The sequence below is a fragment of the Clostridiales bacterium genome (genome assembly GCA_015243575.1).
GTDB classification, from domain to species: domain Bacteria; phylum Bacillota; class Clostridia; order Peptostreptococcales; family Anaerovoracaceae; genus Anoxybacterium; species Anoxybacterium hadale.
Genome location: CP042469.1, coordinates 1,864,793 through 1,882,284 on the forward strand (window position 1 = coordinate 1,864,793; position 17,492 = coordinate 1,882,284).

A 17,492-nucleotide genomic window follows, 5' to 3' on the forward strand; every position below is an offset into this window, starting at 1 on the left:
ACTTTGTATCAGACGATTTTTTCCAGTTCCTGGTACGCAAATAGGATCCTCTGATACAGCAATTCAGGAAGAGGCAGAAGCTCTGGTACGGGACCGACCTCGGTCATACGATTTCTACAGCCCAAAAAGACATCGCCCCAGCAGATTGAGCTGTAATGCCACTCTCCTCGCAGTGTGAGCAGAAGAGAAATTGCTCCGGAGGAGAGTGCAGGTGCAATATATGGTTTAAAGCCTATTTCACGAACCCTCAGATTTGCTTCCACAGTCAATCTGGTAAGCTCCTTCGACAGCTCATCATCGTAATTCTCGATACTGTTTGCGATAACCAAATCCTTTCCATGGGGACCAAACGCGCGGCCATCTGTCAAAAATGTATGAAACTTGGTTTCCCGCTTGGCGTAATAGGCGGCTCTGCTGTTCATAACACCCAGTCCGTATCCTTGGATTTGCGACGGATGCATTCCTCTGTTATCAAATAGGCCTGCTTCATCCGTGTTGCTCTCTATATATGCGACTTTGCACAGAGGATCTACCGGATCAGAAACCACCGCAAAAATTCCGCGAAAGCCTTTGATTCTTGCCAGCCTTGCATATTCTCTGATGATTTCTCGGTTTGCAGTAAATTGAGCCATCCGCACATCTTCAATACCGGAATCAAGAGCAGGAACCGATCTTGAAGCGCAGAATACGAAGAGATCGCAATCAAACAAGTCCTCTTTCTCAAACACGATCACTTCCGGCAGCGAATTTTGGCTATCTGGATAGCCAATCTGGTTCATTTCATATTCATAACGGATTGTGATATCACCCGGGCTATAAATACCAATCTGGGAAATCACATCACTCCCCAGCAGCTTTAACCCTGTCAGCAGCGTCCCGCCAACATCTCCCAGACCAACTAGATTGATCCGATATTTGCCTTTAGGAGAAAACAACGGTGCACTGCTGAACGCACCATGGTGCTTCTTTGATTCCTTTTTTAGATTCTCTAAATGATACAGCATTATAATTCCTTTCCCCATGGAGACTCTGACTAATTCCGTATACGAATTCCATGTGCAGACTTCATTCAATCAGCGATTCCCTACCGATTGACGATAAGATTTTCGAGGCGTTTGAGATGTTCCATATCACTAGCGATATAGGCCGATGGTGCAAGATTCATATCGTAGTTCATATGCTCACCCTTGTCCGGATATCTGGGAAACGCAACCGCTTCACTTAGTCTGTTTAGTGTCAGGTTTCGTTCGAACACTTGCTGGTACTCCTCCTCTAGTACCGTAAGGAGCTGGGCAGCATTTTCCAAGCATGTCATAGAAAAATAAAACAGCGCTTCCTTTGAGGCATTCATTAAAAAGCCGGGTGCAGCATAGGGAAGAATCAGATTGACCGAAGGGATCAATCCCGCATTGCTTCTGCATTCTCTTCCAAAACCGTCTCCTCCGATAAAGGGATATAGGCTTGATTCATCAAACCACGCACCAAGGCTAGGCATGAAATAAACGCTCTCAACGCTTCTACCCTGAAGGGTCATCAAATCTTTGCCCCTGCCTGACAAAAGTCCCACGATAATCTTCTCAACCTCGACTCCCTCTTCTTTAAAAATCGGGTCGAGCTCCTTGATTCGATAACCCTTATGAAGAAGATCATCCACCAGAATGACTGGTCTTTGAAAAGATCTGATGGTTCTGACCTGGGTGCTTAGGGGGGAGTAATTTGGAAATTCCTTAATTTTAAAACCTCTAATCCCAGGTTCAAACACTTTCTCCGTATGAAGTGATTTTGTAACGGTATTGGGAACCGCCAATCCGTGCAAGACCTTACCAAAGGGAACGCACATCGATTTTCCGAGCTTCCTTCCTGCAGGTGTTGTAAAAAGTTCTCCTTGTTCCCGATTGACAGCAGTGATTCGATCCACGATTCTATGATTTGTCATCCCAGCGTCAAAGGACAGCACCAGATTGCCGGGGAAAAGGCGGGTGACCGCTCCCTGCAGCTTTCTATGGGCATTTTCCGCAGCCTCCAGCACTCTTCTTCTGTGATGAAACGGCTCTTTCAGTATGGTTTCGATATCCCGAAATAATGCTACCGGAAACTTCATATCAACTGCAAAAACAGGTTCCCCCATCTGTCCTCCGATCTCTTGAAACCCCTGACGTTTCAAGAGATCGGAAATATCTGATTCAGTTCCTCCCAGATGATCGTGATAGATCGCATAGGTAAAATCATTTTTTAAGCAGTACGCAAGTGCCTCTGTCAGTACCAGCTGCTCTGGATTTTTTACCGGTGCATCGCTGCAAGCAGCGATACCAGCCAAAACAATGATTTTTCCCGAAGTAATTCTTCGGATGACTGTAGCCAGGTTGAGATCTCCAAATTCACTGTAAAGATCGGCCATACCAATTTCGTGGAACACTGCCGCAGCAATGGGAAGTCCTTCACGTTCGCCATCTCTCAAAATGACGCAGCTCGTATCTTTCCGCTGCAGATATGACCTAATTTTGACTTTGTCCTTCCGATCAGAAAACGCTGTGCTTAGAAGTTCCTCCACAGGAAGTCTATCGTCCTTGGAACGGATTTCAGGTTCAATCCTTCTGGCGGAAAATACCTGCTTAAATTTGGGTTCTCGCAGATACAAGCTGTTTTCATAAATGTAGCTTTGGGCTAAAGGGTCAATTTGATTGGAAATGTCCCTGTTTCTATCAATATTTTCTCTGATTCTTGAGGAACTGATCTCATCCAGTTCCACGGGAAGTCCCAATTCGATCACTGATCCACTGATCATAGAATATCGGTCTGCTGATCCATCCTCCAGTGGTTTCCGCTCCATACTTCCATCGGAACCGGGGCGTGGAAAAACGATATGATGGAAACTGTGAACCGAGTCTGGTGAAGGCTCCGCGAGATAGGATGATGCATTTTCAATAACATCGCTTCCTACAACGAGATAGATTTCCTTTTGAGGAAACAAAGCCCGCAGCCGAATTAGATCGTGCGGATTTCCGATGTTCACCGGAATATGGTCTGGAAATAGGTAGACATTTGTTTCTTCTGCCACCGACATACTCACAATCTGCCTTCTGATCAGCTTGGGCTGAGTTTTTTTCGACCAGGAGAACTCATCCACCGCAAGATATACAGAAAATCCTCGCTTTTTTATTTCCTCTACGATCCCCTTATGCCCTTTGGAAAACGGATCAAAGCTTCCGGGAAGGAAGGCGATCCTCTCCTCTGTTGCAAGGTCCCAGCATCCCTTATGAAACTGATAATCAGAAAGGAAACGATAAATATGATTTAAAGCCGAAGCATTTCCAAAAAAGGTCAGTTCCGTTTCCTCTCTCTCCATAAGCAATGTAAGCAGCTTTTTATAGAGTACGGAAAACAGATCAAATTTATCATCTATCGTCAGACTTTGTGCTCCAAAAACCTGTTGCCCGATGACCAAAAACGCCTCCTGGCTCACCGCATCACGATAATCAGAAAGCCCTTTCAGAAGAAGTCCAATCATTGTCTCCCTTCTCTTTCGGAAACATTCTTCACTTTCCTGAAATCGATCTCTATAAGCCGGATAATTTTGAAGCATCACGCCAACAGTATCCAAAGTGACAGAGCAAACCCTGTCGCTGTTGCTCCAGAGCAATTTCTTAAAATCCAAAATCAACTCGTCCAGCTCAAAGGGATGCAAATAAAGCGCCAGTTGACCAAGATATTCGGGAATGTATTTAGAAAATTCATATGCGCCTATCTCCAAACCTTTGCTGAGCTCCACCGCAATCTCATTTCGCTGGGTCAAGTTTAAATGAGGAATGACAGTAAGCAGCGCACTGCCAGCGCTATGACGTACAGCAACCCGCTCACTGACCTTGATGAGATTGGAGAAATGAGCAGCAATTTGCAGAAGAAGACCTTCTCCAGCATCCTGAATCTGGTCCAGAAGGAGTTCAATATTAACGTGTTTAATGACCCACGGCGTTGCCGCTTTCAAATTTTCAAGAAAGATGCGGGAAGCTGTACCGGCACCATTCTTGAGCCCATCTATTTTGGGGGAACCCGCTTTCTCATCCGTTAACATTCCTCCGCACAAACCAATGTTTTCCGATATTTTGTATTTAAGAAATTCAATGCTCTCACCGCTCTCATTCACAGCAATCTTCAACACATTTTTGATTGAAGCAGCCCCCTCCTCTTCCAAGCAGTCCATAACAGCTGAGAGGCTGCGGATTACTCTAAATGCGGAAATCTGAACTTCAATTTCATCACATTCCGCCATCCGAACTGCGTAATTCAACAGCATTCTTTTATCCTCCGCAGTGCAGAATTCAAGAGGCAATGCCAACGCTGAATCCAGCAGTACAAATGCAGCCGGATCATTTTCTCTTCCTCGATAGAGTCGAAGGACAGCATCCAGATAACTTCTGCAATCCCCTTTGCAGCGCTCCAAAACTGAAGTGATAATCAGCTTTAAGGTAAACCAAAGCCACCTTCTGTGTTGTTCGGTCACCTTATGATCCGGATTGACTACTAGATCCAGATATTTTTCCCACAGTTCCAGGCTCGTCAAATTGTCTGGCTCCTGCCGAACGCCTTCCGGAAGTTCCTTCCGGTATTCTTCATCAAAATTTACGATGATGTTGCCCATAAGGTCAGCGCACTGTCTTCTGATATCGCCTTCCCTATGCATCAGCAGTTCATAGAGCAGAGCCATGGATTTCAGCTTTTGCTTCTGGGTCATATACGTAAAGTATTCATGTATGATGTTAATGTAGGCCCGCATGTTCTTCCAGTTTTTTTCACTGCGCGCTGCTTCCAGCAGATTCCCAAAGGCAGTCTCGCTGTTCAGTTTATGCATTACCATGATGTTGTGCTGGATGGCAAGATGTTTCAGCCTCTGCAGTACCTCCTCGGGCTCTAAAAGCACCGCATCTTTAACGACTGTTTTTTCTCCTTCCTGAGCGAAAAGATCGGTTTGAATCCCCATTCCCACCATAAAAGCTTCAAAGTCATGAAGTTTTGCATACACCTTTTCATAACGGTATTTTTTCATAGCATCAACATGATCCAATTTATTTAAAATAACATCGAACGACTCAGCCAAACTATAAAAACAAACCTCTTCCGCATGATTGCTGTCCCTTACACTCTTAACCCTAAAATCTGCATAGATCAAAATGAGCGATTCCACAGAAAGATTCTCCAGCTCCAGATCCCATGTTGAATGGTTGGCAGCGATGTGACCCATTGCGGGCATATGATTTTTCTTAAAATATCGATCCGTATAATAATAATGGAGATATGGTATCCTTCCGGATTCTTCAGGTCTGCAGCCAAATTTTCCGATGTCGTGTCCTAATGCTGCGCCGGACAAAAGTGCAAGATCCACCGGAAGCCCTTCACGCAGCAGCTGTTTGCCGATATACATAGACACATGGTGAACCCCTGCAATATGCGCCAGAGTTTGAAACGGTGTAATCTCTGAAGCGATCCTCATAAACTCATATACATGCTGATCGCCAAAAATCTGAAGCAGCCTATAATATTCCCCCGCGGTTTCCGTTTCATCGACTTCCTTGGTTGTTAAAAAAGCAATGTGCATCAGCGGGTCAAAGGGACGGTTCCGTGCCTCATATTCCAGCAGATATCTTAGCACTCTCAGGTAGAAGATCCTTCCCGGTTCAAAAGATCCCGGGGAAACCGGCATACTGCTTTCAGGGAACATCTGATTGAGTGTATGCGTAAAGATATAGTTAAGCCAGCCTTGTTCAGGCATCGGCGAAAGCACGCAAAGAATCTTTTCACACGCCTCCAGCACAGCTTTGCAGCTAACCCTGTCTGCTTTTGCCAACTGAATGATTTGATTTTTCCAGTCTCCTTCACGTAGGAGCTGCTGCATTTCCTTTTTGGTCATTCCTGCGGTTTTCAGGAATTTTCGGTCTGTCAGCCTTTCTATCAATGCGTCATAAATATCCCGCGTCTGTTTTCTCTCCATTGCTGCCCTCCGATCATTCAGAACACGGCTACCAAAAAGTGCCGCGTATGCGATACCGAATACTGTATACGATTATTATGCCGCCTGTCAAATAGATTTACAACAGCAACAGCTTAAGCAATTTTAAGACAATTCTGCGAACTCATCAGGAAAAAAACAGGAGAAGTTACCCCTTTTTCAAAAGTTTTTTTTTATTTTTCTGCATCCATCATCCGACACTTTTACAGATTATGTAAGTTGCTTCTTTTGTTTCTTAATAACTCGTTAAAAGTAGTTCATGTAAAACGTCTTAGGCATTGAAATCTCAACGATACTATAAAAGTTTAAACCATGTATACATAATACTTAAAACGCTTGATTTTCGAGGTCTTACAAATAATTACAATTTTGAATTGTCACAAGATTTAAACTTATTTTTTCGTGTTGACAAGGTTATTTGGGTTAGAATATGATGACATTATAAAGATTCGCAATATATTTTTCTGCGATTTGCATAACCGGCAAGGTGCTTGCGAAATTTTTCCAAGTGTGACTGCCAATTTTTTTCATCATCTAGTATTCAGTCAGAAATTTTTTGAGAATAAAACGCGTTTTATAGATATTTCAAACCCGAAAGAGAAGGTAAATAGGAGGTTTTATTATGAATCAGGAAGGATACAATCCTTATATAGCGGCGCAGACTCAATTTGACCGTGTTGCCGATCTCATTGATCTGGACCCCTCTGTCCGTCAATTACTGCGGCAGCCGAGCCGTGAAGTCCATTTTACGATTCCCGTAAAAATGGATGACGGTACAACAAAAGTATTTAACGGTTACAGAATCCAACACAATGCTGCTCGCGGACCGGCAAAAGGAGGTATCCGATTCCATCCTCAGGAAACAGCCGACACCGTGAGAGCGCTCTCCATGTGGATGACCTGGAAATGCGCCGTTGTTGATATTCCCCTTGGAGGCGGCAAAGGCGGCGTTATCTGTGATCCTCATAACCTTTCCAAGGGAGAGCAGGAAAGACTCTGCCGCGGTTATGTTCGTCAGATTGCGAGCCTTATGGGTCCGGTTCAGGACGTTCCAGCACCAGATGTTATGACCAACGGTCAGCATATGCTTTGGATGCTGGACGAGTATGAAGCGATCCACGGCGGTCACTATCCAGGCGCCATCACCGGAAAACCCGTTGGTCTGGGCGGTTCTTTGGGCCGAACTGAAGCAACTGGTTACGGCGTAATTTATTCTCTTAGAGAGGCATTGAAAGCCCTTGACATCCAGCCTGCTTCTACTACAGCAAGCATTCAGGGCTTTGGAAATGTAGCTGAGTATGCTGCAAGACTTTACTCCACAATGGGAGGCACTGTAATTGCGATCTCCTGTTGGGATCAGCATGACGGCAAATCATACACATTCCGTAATTTAAATGGTCTTGATATCGAAGCAATGATATCCATCAAGGATTCTTTCGGTACGATCAATAAAGAAAAAGCGATTGGTCTTGGCTGTGAAATTCTTGAAGGAAGTGAATGGATCGCACAGGATGTTGATATCCTCCTGCCCTGCGCTTTAGAAAATCAAATTACTGTGGATTCCTTTGCTAAAATCAGTAAAAAGGTAAAGGTGATTTGTGAAGGCGCCAACGGTCCTACCGCTCCGGATGCAGATGCACTGATTCAGGAACGAAACATCTTCCTTGTACCTGATTTCCTTGCCAATGCCGGCGGTGTTACCTGCAGTTATTTCGAGCAGGTTCAGTGCAATATGAACTATTTCTGGCCAAAGGACGAAGTGCTTGAAAAGCTGGATTCCAAGATGACATCCGCGTTCCAGGCCGTTTACAAACTGTCTCGGGAAAAAGATATCTATATGCGCAATGCCGCTTATGTAATCGCAATTAATCGTGTCGCAGAGGCCGTCAAGCTCCGCGGCTGGGTATAATAAATAAAGTTCAGCAAGTGTTATGACCGGTTAAGGCTGTCTCAATGCAGATTCAAATGCTTCGAGACAGCCTATGGCTGTTTTTGATTCAGAATAAGATATCATTCCAGATTAGGGTTTCTCCGGGGCGTGTCTGAAAACTGATTTTCCGGGGTTGCCAAGCCACTTCTTTGACACAGGAGGAAAAAGTATGAGAAATGATCCACAAGAAATCTCCGTTGATTTCCTGCGGGAGCGGGCAAAAGAGTTGGAATGCCTGTACCGGGTTGACGAAGCCCTCAACGGTGATTCCCTGCCGACAATTCTAACTGAAATATGCAGGGTTATGCCGAGAGGCTTTTGTAATGTACGAGCATGTACCGTGGTAATCACACTAGACGAGTGTGTCTATTCTTTCACTGAACCTTCCGATATCTGCGCTAGTTCAATTCGTTCAGATATTGTTGTAGGTGGCCGCGTTCGCGGCAGTATCGAAGCCCGATATGAAGAATATGCCCTGAATACCCCCGTTTCCTCCTTTCTCGTACAAGAGGAAAAGCTTCTGAATGCTGTGGCTAGTAAGATTTCTAATAAAATATGTGTCCATGAAATGGAGCCCAACGAAACCAGAAGCAATTGGGAAGCAATTGTGCTCTTTCTTCAAAATACAGATCCTACTATGCTCCTTCATGTTTGCGAGAAGATGCTCACACTACTGGCTAAGACAGACCAATCCTTTATCATTGAGATCTTCCGAGAAATGAATTGGACCGAATACGACTATAAAGGGGAAATTAATTTTCCGAGGGGCGATATCCCTGCAATGGATGTTATTCTTCTGAGCAACAGTGTTTTTCATGTTGCAAAGACCTGCTTAAAGGATGATGAGATATTCGATTATATCAACCTGTGGATTTACCAGGGAAAGACCTATGAATTAATCAAACTGGTTGACAGAAAGGACTCTGATGTAAAAGATATTTCAAAAGCGTTGATTCAGTACCTTAAAGCGGTTCGCTCCACCGAAATGTCAAGCAAAGCGACGAAGCGCTGGCTGATCGTTGAGCTTGTGAGAAGATTCCTGACAGATCATGCTAAGATGATTGAAAATGCGAGACGTAATCTCAGTGTTGAAGATTTCTGCGAGCTTCTTGACACAGTGATCTGTTCTCCCAAAAGCGCAGGAAAAATTGGAGGAAAAGCCACCGGTTTTTTCCTGGCAAATAAAATAATCGAAGCACATCTGAAACAGGACCCCGGGTACGCAAACATCAAGAAGCTTCGTACTTGGTATATAGCTTCCGATGAGCTGGAAAGTCTGCTCCATAATAATTATCTCGATGAGCTTAACGAACATAAATACCGGGATATTCTCGAAATAAGAATCAGCTATCCCAAGGTGGTTCACTCTATTAAAAATGCACGGATGTCCCCTTATATTCTCACAGAGCTGAACCATATTCTTGACCAGTGCGAAGACAGGCCTCTGATCATTCGATCCTCCAGCCTGTTAGAGGATCAGCGAAACACAGCTTTTTCCGGAAAATACAAAAGTCTGTTTTTGACTAATACAGGAACCAAGGCAGAGCGAATGAAGGGCTTGATCGAGTGCGTTCTGGAAGTATACGCCTCCATGTTCAGCCCTGATTCCATCCAATATCGAAAAGAGCACGGACTTCTGGACAGTGCAGAGCAAATGGGAATCATGATACAAGAGGTTGTAGGACGGAGGGTCGGACCTTATTACTTTCCTCTCTTCGCAGGGGTGGGTTTCAGTAACAATGAATATCGTTGGTCTCACCGGCTCAAGCGTGAAGATGGTCTGCTGAGAATGGTTATGGGCCTTGGTACTCGTGCGGTTGACCGTGTTGGAGATGATTTTCCAATTCTGATTTCTCCCGGTCAGCCCAAGCTGAGAGTCAACCATGTTCTTCAAGAGCTGAAAAAGTATTCTCCGCAGATGATGGATGTCCTGGATATGGAGAATAATCGTTTTGTTTCGGTACCAATTGCCGATATCATGAAGGAGTATGGAAACGAAATACCAAACCTCAGCCAAACAGTGTCGGTATTGAAAGACGATTTTATTACAGAATATAACCGACTGCTCACCGATTCTGAAAAAGATCAGTACGTGGTGACTTTTGACGGTTTAATCGACAAAACGCCTGCGATATCTCAGCTAAAATCAATTATGTCACTCCTGGAAGATAAACTGGGATATGCTGTAGATATTGAATTTGCCAGCGATGGTGAAAATCTCTATATTTTGCAGTGTCGTCCTCAAAGTAAAAACCGAAACAATCTTCCTGTCGCTATACCCGCCAATATCTCTCCCCAAAATACCATCTTTACCGCCGATAAATATATCTCGAACGGAAGAGTTACTGGTATTAAGACGGTGGTATATATTGACCCGGAAGAATACGGCAAGTTAGAACGTCACCAGGACTTGATCCGCGTAGGCAGTGCAGTCAGTGAATTGAACCATATCTTGTATCGTAGAAGCTTCATTCTTATGGGACCGGGCCGCTGGGGCAGCCGGGGAGATATCAAGCTTGGAGTACAGGTAACATATTCAGACATCTGCAACGCATCCATGCTGATCGAAGTTGCTCAGAAGAAGTCAAGATATCAGCCCGAGCTCTCCTTCGGAACACACTTTTTCCAGGATCTCGTAGAGGCGGATATCAAGTATCTGCCGCTGTATCCTGAAGATGACGATGTATTGTTCAATAAAAACTTCTTCCATAAAAACACAAACTCTTTGGATACAATGCTTCCTTCTTTTGCGGATTTATCCGATGTAGTCAAAGTGATCAACATCTCTGAAAACTATTTCAGAAAAGAGCTGGTGGTCCTGATGAATGCTGATTTGGAAAAAGCAGTCGCTTATCTGGAGCATCCTCAAAAGCCGGACAGAAAGCATTCAGACACCTACTTCGATGAATATGAACGCACCGGAGGCAAAGATGACGATGGATGGAAATGGCGTCACTATATGGCAGAAAAAATAGCTGCATCACTGGATTTCAAAACATATTCCATCAAGGGAGTCTACCTTTTCGGGAGCACCGGATCCTGTACTGCAAAACATAACAGTGACATCGATTTACTGATCCATTTCGTTGGATCATCTGAACAAAAGGAACGCCTTGATGTACTCCTTCGGGGCTGGAGCAACGCGTTATCGGAAATCAACTACCTGAAGACCGGATATCAATCCGACGGCTTACTGGACGTTCATTATGTAACTGATCGGGATATTGAAAAAGGCGATTCCTATGCGATAAAAATTAACTCTGTATATGATCCGGCAATCCCCTTGCGTGTTCTTGCGGATTAATAGAATTGCGCCTTGAAGGTGATCCTGAAATTACGTTCATCATACCCCCCCTTCCACTATATGATATAGAGAAGGGGGGGTTTTGCTGTTACAAACTCCCCTTCCCAATGACAACGGAAATATTCTCTGAATTTTTGGAATTATTGGATTTTAGTCTTTTTTAAATTCTTTCTCCCAGCCGTCACTATTGTTTTCCATTTTATTACATACACATTTATGGCGCAAAAAAATCTATGTAAATTTATTACATAGATCCAGCTGTTTGCACTCAAAATAAAAGTTGTTAATATTTCAACATTTTCTTGAAAAAGTTGCCCAATTACTCTCATCAACCAGAGTGATGTATACAAAATACTCCTCTGAAACTGTTGATTTCAGGCGTTTTCAGAATATTGGAACTTTGCCAAAACAACGATTTTTAGATGTTTCTTTGTTGACTACATTTTATCGTTATGTTAATGTATGGGTGAAAAGAAAACTTACTTTTTATTACAGTTTAAAAATTATAAATAGGAAAGAGGAGTAAAAAAATGTCAATTAATGTACAAAAGTATTTAGACGACGTTAAGAAGAGAAATCCTGGCGAAGCTGAATTCCATCAGGCAGTTGAAGAAGTTCTTGAGTCTATCGCTCCTGTACTGGAAAAGAATCCTCAATATGTTGAAGCAGGTATCGTAGAAAGACTCCTGGAGCCTGAAAGACAGATCATGTTCAGAGTTCCTTGGGTAGATGACAACGGTAAGGTTCAGGTAAACAGAGGTTTCAGAGTTCAGTTCAACAGTGCCATTGGGCCTTACAAAGGCGGACTTCGTTTCCATCCTTCCGTATACCTTGGCATTATTAAATTCTTGGGCTTCGAGCAGATCTTCAAGAATTCCCTCACAACTCTTCCTATCGGCGGCGGCAAAGGCGGTTCCGATTTTGATCCAAAAGGAAAGTCTGATGCCGAAGTTATGAGATTCTGCCAAAGCTTTATGACTGAGCTTTGCAAGCACATTGGTGCTGATACCGACGTTCCTGCTGGAGACATCGGCGTTGGCGGAAGAGAAATCGGCTTCATGTATGGACAGTACAGAAGAATCAGAAATGAATTCACCGGCGTTCTGACAGGAAAAGGAATCGGCTGGGGCGGATCATTAGCAAGAACAGAAGCAACCGGTTACGGATTGATTTACTTTACTAGAGAAATGCTGAAGGCAAACGGAAAGAGCTTCGAAGGACAGAGAGTTGTTATCTCCGGTTCCGGTAACGTTGCGATCTACGCCTGCCAGAAGGCACAGTCCTATGGCGCTAAGGTAGTTGTTGTTTCCGATTCCAACGGTTATGTCGTTGACGAAGACGGAATCGACGTTGCTACCGTTCAGAGACTGAAGGAAGTTGAAAGAGCAAGAATCAGCGAATATGTTAAGACAAGACCCAATGCAAAATATGTTGCAGGCGGAAGTGTTTGGGATGTTAAGTGCGATATCGCTCTTCCCTGTTCTACTCAGAATGACATCAACGAAGAAACAGCTAAGACATTGGTTGCCAACGGATGCTATGCAGTTGGAGAAGGCGCGAATATGCCTTGCACAAACGAAGCTGTTAAGTACTTCTTATCCAAGGGCGTTCTTGTAGGACCTGCAAAAGCAGCAAACGCTGGCGGAGTTGCTACATCTGCTCTTGAAATGTCTCAGAACAGCCAGAGGCTGGAATGGACATTCGAAGAAGTTGATGCCAGACTCGACCGCATCATGACAAGCATCTTTAAGGCTTGTGACGACGCTTCCAAAGAATACGGCCTGAATAATAACTATGTAGCTGGCGCTAACATCGCTGGTTTTATGAAGGTTGCCAAAGCTATGCTCGCTCAAGGTGTTATCTAAAATACAATTGATCGAGTATCAATGAAAATCCAAAACAAGAAATATTAAAAGGGCAGGAAACCTGCCCTTTTTCTTTTGATTCTGCTATTTGTATCTTTATGAAGATTGGTTCGAAAGCTTACATATCAAAATTTCGAAAAAGAATTTCTCCCATGCTGCACATTGCTCTTCCTCTCCCATGTTTCTTTGCCCTGTAAAGCATCTTGTCGACGTCAACAAGCAAGTCCGTACATTGAAGCTGTCCGCCTACGGGTTCCACATGGATCACTCCTGCACTGAACGTGACTGGTATTTCAACCACATCTGCGAAAAAGGACTCCAGTTCATAATGGATGCGCTTTAAAATTTGAAGTGACTGCCTTTGATCCGTCTCAAAAAAAATAAAGACAAACTCTTCACCGCCAAATCTGCCGAGCAGATCATCTTTTCGGATGTGACTGCGTGAGATGTCAGAAAACACCTCCAAAACCTTATCACCCATAAGATGTCCGTATTGGTCATTGAGTAGTTTGAAGTGATCAAAATCAATCATGCATACCGTTGCACCACCAGTATTTTTTTTTGCTTGCGATAATTCCTTCAACGCTGCCATTAATGTTGCTTTATTCATAGTTCCGGTAGCATGATCCAGCGAAAGCTTTGCTTTGAGGTCGTTGACCTGCCGATGCAGACCTGTCAGTTCAACGAAGGAAAGTGCCGCATATTCTTCATTGAACCATGTTATCTGGGATCCAATTAACTGAAACCGTTTGCTGATACATTCCCTTTCATGAATAAAAGAATATTGGATTACATTATCAGCTACCCTTTCGTTGTGTAAGATTTGTCTTGTTATGTTTCTTAATCCACAGTCCAGGCAATCTTCTTTCTCGCCGCATCGGTCTCTTCCAAACTCCAGCATTCTACAGCGAAATGCTTCACCAAAAGAGCGGTATGACACATCACGTATTTCCATGTGAAGGCTTTGGAACATCTGATTGTTTGCCAGAATCAAATCCATATCCTTATTCACGACAACCTGAGGAATCGCCGAATTTTGAAATAGCTTATAAAAGAACATACTCTCACTCATAATTGATTCCAATCTATCGAAGCTTTCTCCCCTGCCGCATCAGCAGTTGGTTGTATTATAATGTATTCAATTGGCATAATTTGCCCATAATAAACATTACTCTATTTCCTTGTATTATATAACACGTATTTCTTGTTGTAAATAACAAGTAATACTTTTTACTATTTACAATTTTAGCTTGTTAAAATGAGAGCGGAGGTGTACAGATGGAAAATTTAAAAAAGCTCCGAGCAAAGGTCGGCATTAGCCAGCAAAAGCTAGCGGGTGAACTGGGGCTCACTCAACAGAGTATCCACAGTTACGAGAATGGTGTGTATGAGCCGGATATAGCTACACTCAAACTGCTTGCAGCATATTTTGACACTTCCGTCGACTACCTGATCGGAAACACAGATATCCGGCGCAGAATCGAAAAGTCAGACAGATTTGAATTGAATTCTGAGGAAGCAGAACTTATTAAAAAATACAGAGCTCTGTCAAAAAAACACAGAAAGAGCCTGCAGCTCATCCTTGACAGTCTCCTGTGATTTGGTATTCTTTCATGACATTGACATGACACATGACATATTAATAAAACAAATTAAATCCATTGATCTCAATAAAAATCCCACTTCATTACTATGAAATGAAGTGGGATTTCATCTTTTGCAGCCCATGCTTCCTATTTTAAAAATGCTTTTATCAGAAAGCGATTCTATTTATTAGAAGCTTAGACAATCATTCTTGATATCGATGGTAATGTCCTCTCCTGTATGAATCTCTCCCTTGATTAGTTTGGAAGCAATTTCTGTCTCAATATGCTTTTGCAAATATCTCTTCACCGGCCGAGCACCATAGGCAGGAGAATACGCTTCTCTTGCAATATACCGTTTGGTGGAATCTGTTAGAATAACTCTGATTTCTCTGTCCTTCAGCTTCTCTTGAATATGAACCATGGAGATGTCAATAATCTTCATAATCTCTGCTTCCGTCAGCGGAGAGAAAATCACAACATCGTCAATACGATTCAGAAATTCCGGTCTGAAGTGTCGTTTCATTTCATTTTCAACACGTTCTTTGACCTCTTCGGAGATTGTGCCGTCCTGTGAAATATTCTCAATGAGGTACGGGCTGCCAATGTTTGAGGTCATGATCACGATGGTGTTTTTAAAATCTACAGTTCTTCCCTGATTATCCGTCAGCCTGCCGTCATCAAGAAGCTGAAGCAGGATATTGAACACATCTGGATGAGCCTTTTCTATTTCATCAAAAAGAATGACGCTGTACGGCCTTCGCCTAACTGCCTCCGTAAGCTGACCGCCCTCATCGTAACCCACATAACCGGGAGGCGCTCCTACAAGACGCGAAACAGAGTGTTTCTCCATATATTCAGACATATCGATCCGAATCATGTTTTTCTCCGAGTCAAAAAGCGCCTCCGACAGTGCCTTTGCAAGCTCCGTTTTCCCTACTCCAGTGGGGCCCAGGAAAATAAAGGAACCGATTGGTCTGTTGGCATCTTTCAAGCCAGCTCTCGCCCGCAGAACTGCCTCAGAGACAGCGGTAACTGCATCCTCCTGCCCGATTACCCTTTGATGCAGCACTTCTCCCAAGCGGAGAAGTTTTTCCTTTTCTGCTTCAACCAGCTTGCTGACAGGAATCCCAGTCCACTTGGAGACAACCTCAGCGATCTCCTCTTCCGTGACCTCTTCTTTCAGCAGCCGTTTCTCCTTCGCTCCTTCGTTAAGCTCCATTTCCTCTGCCAACCGTTTTTCAAGTTCCGGAAGGGTTCCGTATTTCAGCTTTGCAAGCTTTTCCAGATCATATTTCCGTTCCGCATCTTCAATTTGAAGCTTCACATCCTCAATCTGCTGCTTGGTACCCTTCAAATCCGTGATCGACTTCTTTTCATTTTCCCACTGTGCCCTCATGGCTGAGTTTTCTTCCTTCAGCTCTGAAAGTTCTCTCTCAATATGCTCCAATCTGGCTTTTGAGCTACTGTCTGTCTCCTTACCAAGGGCCTGTTTTTCAATTTCCAGCTGCATAATCTTTCGCGCAATCTCATCCAACTCTGCAGGCATACTGTCAATTTCTGTGCGGATTTTCGAAGCCGCCTCATCCATAAGATCAATTGCCTTATCCGGCAGGAAACGATCACTGATATATCGATCTGAAAGCGTGGCGCAAGCAATGAGTGCATTGTCCGTTATTCTGACACCATGATGGATTTCAAAGCGCTCCTTTAGCCCACGCAAAATCGATATGGTATCTTCCACCGTAGGCTGATCCACCAGAATCTTTTGAAATCTGCGTTCCAACGCTGCATCTTTTTCTATATTCTTCCGATATTCATCCAAGGTTGTAGCCCCAATACAATGAAGCTCTCCCCTGGCCAATTTGGGCTTTAGCAGATTTCCTGCATCCATGGAGCCTTCCGCTTTGCCTGCACCTACGATATTGTGTATCTCATCGATAAACAGGATAATTCTTCCTTCAGATTTCTCAATCTCATTCAGAACCGACTTCAACCGCTCTTCAAACTCTCCTCTGAATTTGGCCCCTGCAATAAGCGCCCCCATATCAAGCGCATAGATCGTCTTATCCTTCAGCCCTTCCGGTACATCTCCGTTTAAAATTCTCTGAGCAAGCCCCTCGACAACTGCAGTTTTACCCACACCAGGCTCGCCGATGAGCACCGGATTATTTTTGGTTCTTCTGGACAAAATCTGTATGGTATGACGGATTTCAGAGTCCCTGCCTATGACAGGATCCAGCTTCCCTTGAGCGGCCAGTTCAACCAAGTCTCTTCCGTATTTATTCAGAGCCTCGTAATTATCCTCCGGGTTTTGACTTGTAACTCTCTGATTTCCTCGAACTTTGGACAATGCCTGCAGAAATCCCTCTTTGGTAATATTGTACTTTCTGAAGATACGGCTGGATGGAGTATTCTTTTCTTCCAGAAGTGCAAGATACAAATGTTCTACGCTGGTATACTCGTCCTTAAAATCAGATGCGATCTTCTCTGCCCGGAGCAGCAGCTGATTTAATCTTCTGGACGAATACATATTATCGTTTCCACCCTGAACCTTTGGCAGTCGATCCAACTCCCCCTGAAGCTCAGAGGCGATTTCTCCGCTGTTTGCTTCCATTAAGTTGATCAGTTTCGGAATTAATCCATCCTGCTGCAGCATCAACGCCAGATGCAGATGTTCACCGTCCAGCTGCTGATGGCCTTCCTGTACCCCTATATTTTGGCAGTCCATTACAGCTGACTGCGCATTCTGTGTAAATCTCTCGAAATTCATTAAAACACCCCCTCGTTATTTTTAGCATCGGCC

8 protein-coding genes are annotated in these 17,492 nt (G+C 43.8%); 4 read left to right on the plus strand and 4 right to left on the minus strand.

What is annotated here, in order from left to right; translation table 11 throughout:
• Positions 1-8 precede the first annotated feature (8 nt).
• Both FRZ06_08150 and FRZ06_08155 read right to left on the minus strand, forming a co-directional pair.
• The gene (locus FRZ06_08150; GenBank protein ID QOX63322.1) at positions 9-1,004 is read right to left on the minus strand and encodes a lactate dehydrogenase; all 996 of its coding nucleotides are present in this window, start codon (positions 1,002-1,004) and stop codon (positions 9-11) included.
• Positions 1,005-1,084: 80 nt separating this feature from the next.
• Positions 1,085-5,986 (minus strand): hypothetical protein, encoded by a 4,902-nt coding sequence (locus FRZ06_08155; protein QOX63323.1) that lies wholly within the window; start codon positions 5,984-5,986, stop codon positions 1,085-1,087.
• Positions 5,987-6,626: 640 nt separating this feature from the next.
• Here FRZ06_08155 and FRZ06_08160 point away from each other — a divergent pair.
• The 3 genes from FRZ06_08160 (at position 6,627) to FRZ06_08170 (ending at position 13,103) form a co-directional block, all read left to right on the plus strand.
• Positions 6,627-7,913, plus strand: a complete 1,287-nt coding sequence (locus FRZ06_08160) for a Glu/Leu/Phe/Val dehydrogenase (protein QOX63324.1) — start codon at positions 6,627-6,629, stop codon at positions 7,911-7,913.
• A 190-nt stretch (positions 7,914-8,103) separates the two neighbouring features.
• Complete coding sequence (locus FRZ06_08165; GenBank protein QOX63325.1) at positions 8,104-11,238, plus strand: pyruvate, phosphate dikinase; 3,135 nt, start codon at positions 8,104-8,106, stop codon at positions 11,236-11,238.
• 530 nt (positions 11,239-11,768) lie between these two features.
• Positions 11,769-13,103, plus strand: a complete 1,335-nt coding sequence (locus FRZ06_08170; GenBank protein QOX63326.1) for an NADP-specific glutamate dehydrogenase — start codon at positions 11,769-11,771, stop codon at positions 13,101-13,103.
• Positions 13,104-13,221: 118 nt separating this feature from the next.
• On the opposite strand, the gene FRZ06_08175 is transcribed toward FRZ06_08170, so the two are convergent.
• Positions 13,222-14,175, minus strand: coding sequence for a GGDEF domain-containing protein (locus tag FRZ06_08175; protein QOX63327.1), 954 nt, complete (start codon positions 14,173-14,175; stop codon positions 13,222-13,224).
• A 206-nt stretch (positions 14,176-14,381) separates the two neighbouring features.
• On the opposite strand from FRZ06_08175, the gene FRZ06_08180 reads away from it, so the two are divergent.
• Complete coding sequence (locus FRZ06_08180) at positions 14,382-14,702, plus strand: helix-turn-helix transcriptional regulator (GenBank protein ID QOX63328.1); 321 nt, start codon at positions 14,382-14,384, stop codon at positions 14,700-14,702.
• Between the two features lie 174 nt (positions 14,703-14,876).
• Here the strand turns inward: FRZ06_08180 and clpB are convergent, their stop codons facing one another.
• Entirely contained in the window at positions 14,877-17,459 is a 2,583-nt protein-coding gene (gene clpB, locus FRZ06_08185; GenBank protein ID QOX63329.1) for an ATP-dependent chaperone ClpB, read from the minus strand.
• Between the last annotated feature and the right edge of the window lie 33 nt (positions 17,460-17,492).

What these genes read in the sequence shown, in the direction of transcription:
- FRZ06_08150 (QOX63322.1), bottom strand. Translation starts at nt 1,004, where the DNA reads ATGCTGTATCATTTAGAGAATCTAAAAAAGGAATCAAAGAAGCACCAT.
- FRZ06_08155 (QOX63323.1), bottom strand. Translation starts at nt 5,986, where the DNA reads ATGGAGAGAAAACAGACGCGGGATATTTATGACGCATTGATAGAAAGG.
- FRZ06_08160 (QOX63324.1), top strand. Translation starts at nt 6,627, where the DNA reads ATGAATCAGGAAGGATACAATCCTTATATAGCGGCGCAGACTCAATTT.
- FRZ06_08165 (QOX63325.1), top strand. Translation starts at nt 8,104, where the DNA reads ATGAGAAATGATCCACAAGAAATCTCCGTTGATTTCCTGCGGGAGCGG.
- FRZ06_08170 (QOX63326.1), top strand. Translation starts at nt 11,769, where the DNA reads ATGTCAATTAATGTACAAAAGTATTTAGACGACGTTAAGAAGAGAAAT.
- FRZ06_08175 (QOX63327.1), bottom strand. Translation starts at nt 14,175, where the DNA reads ATGAGTGAGAGTATGTTCTTTTATAAGCTATTTCAAAATTCGGCGATT.
- FRZ06_08180 (QOX63328.1), top strand. Translation starts at nt 14,382, where the DNA reads ATGGAAAATTTAAAAAAGCTCCGAGCAAAGGTCGGCATTAGCCAGCAA.
- clpB (QOX63329.1), bottom strand. Translation starts at nt 17,459, where the DNA reads ATGAATTTCGAGAGATTTACACAGAATGCGCAGTCAGCTGTAATGGAC.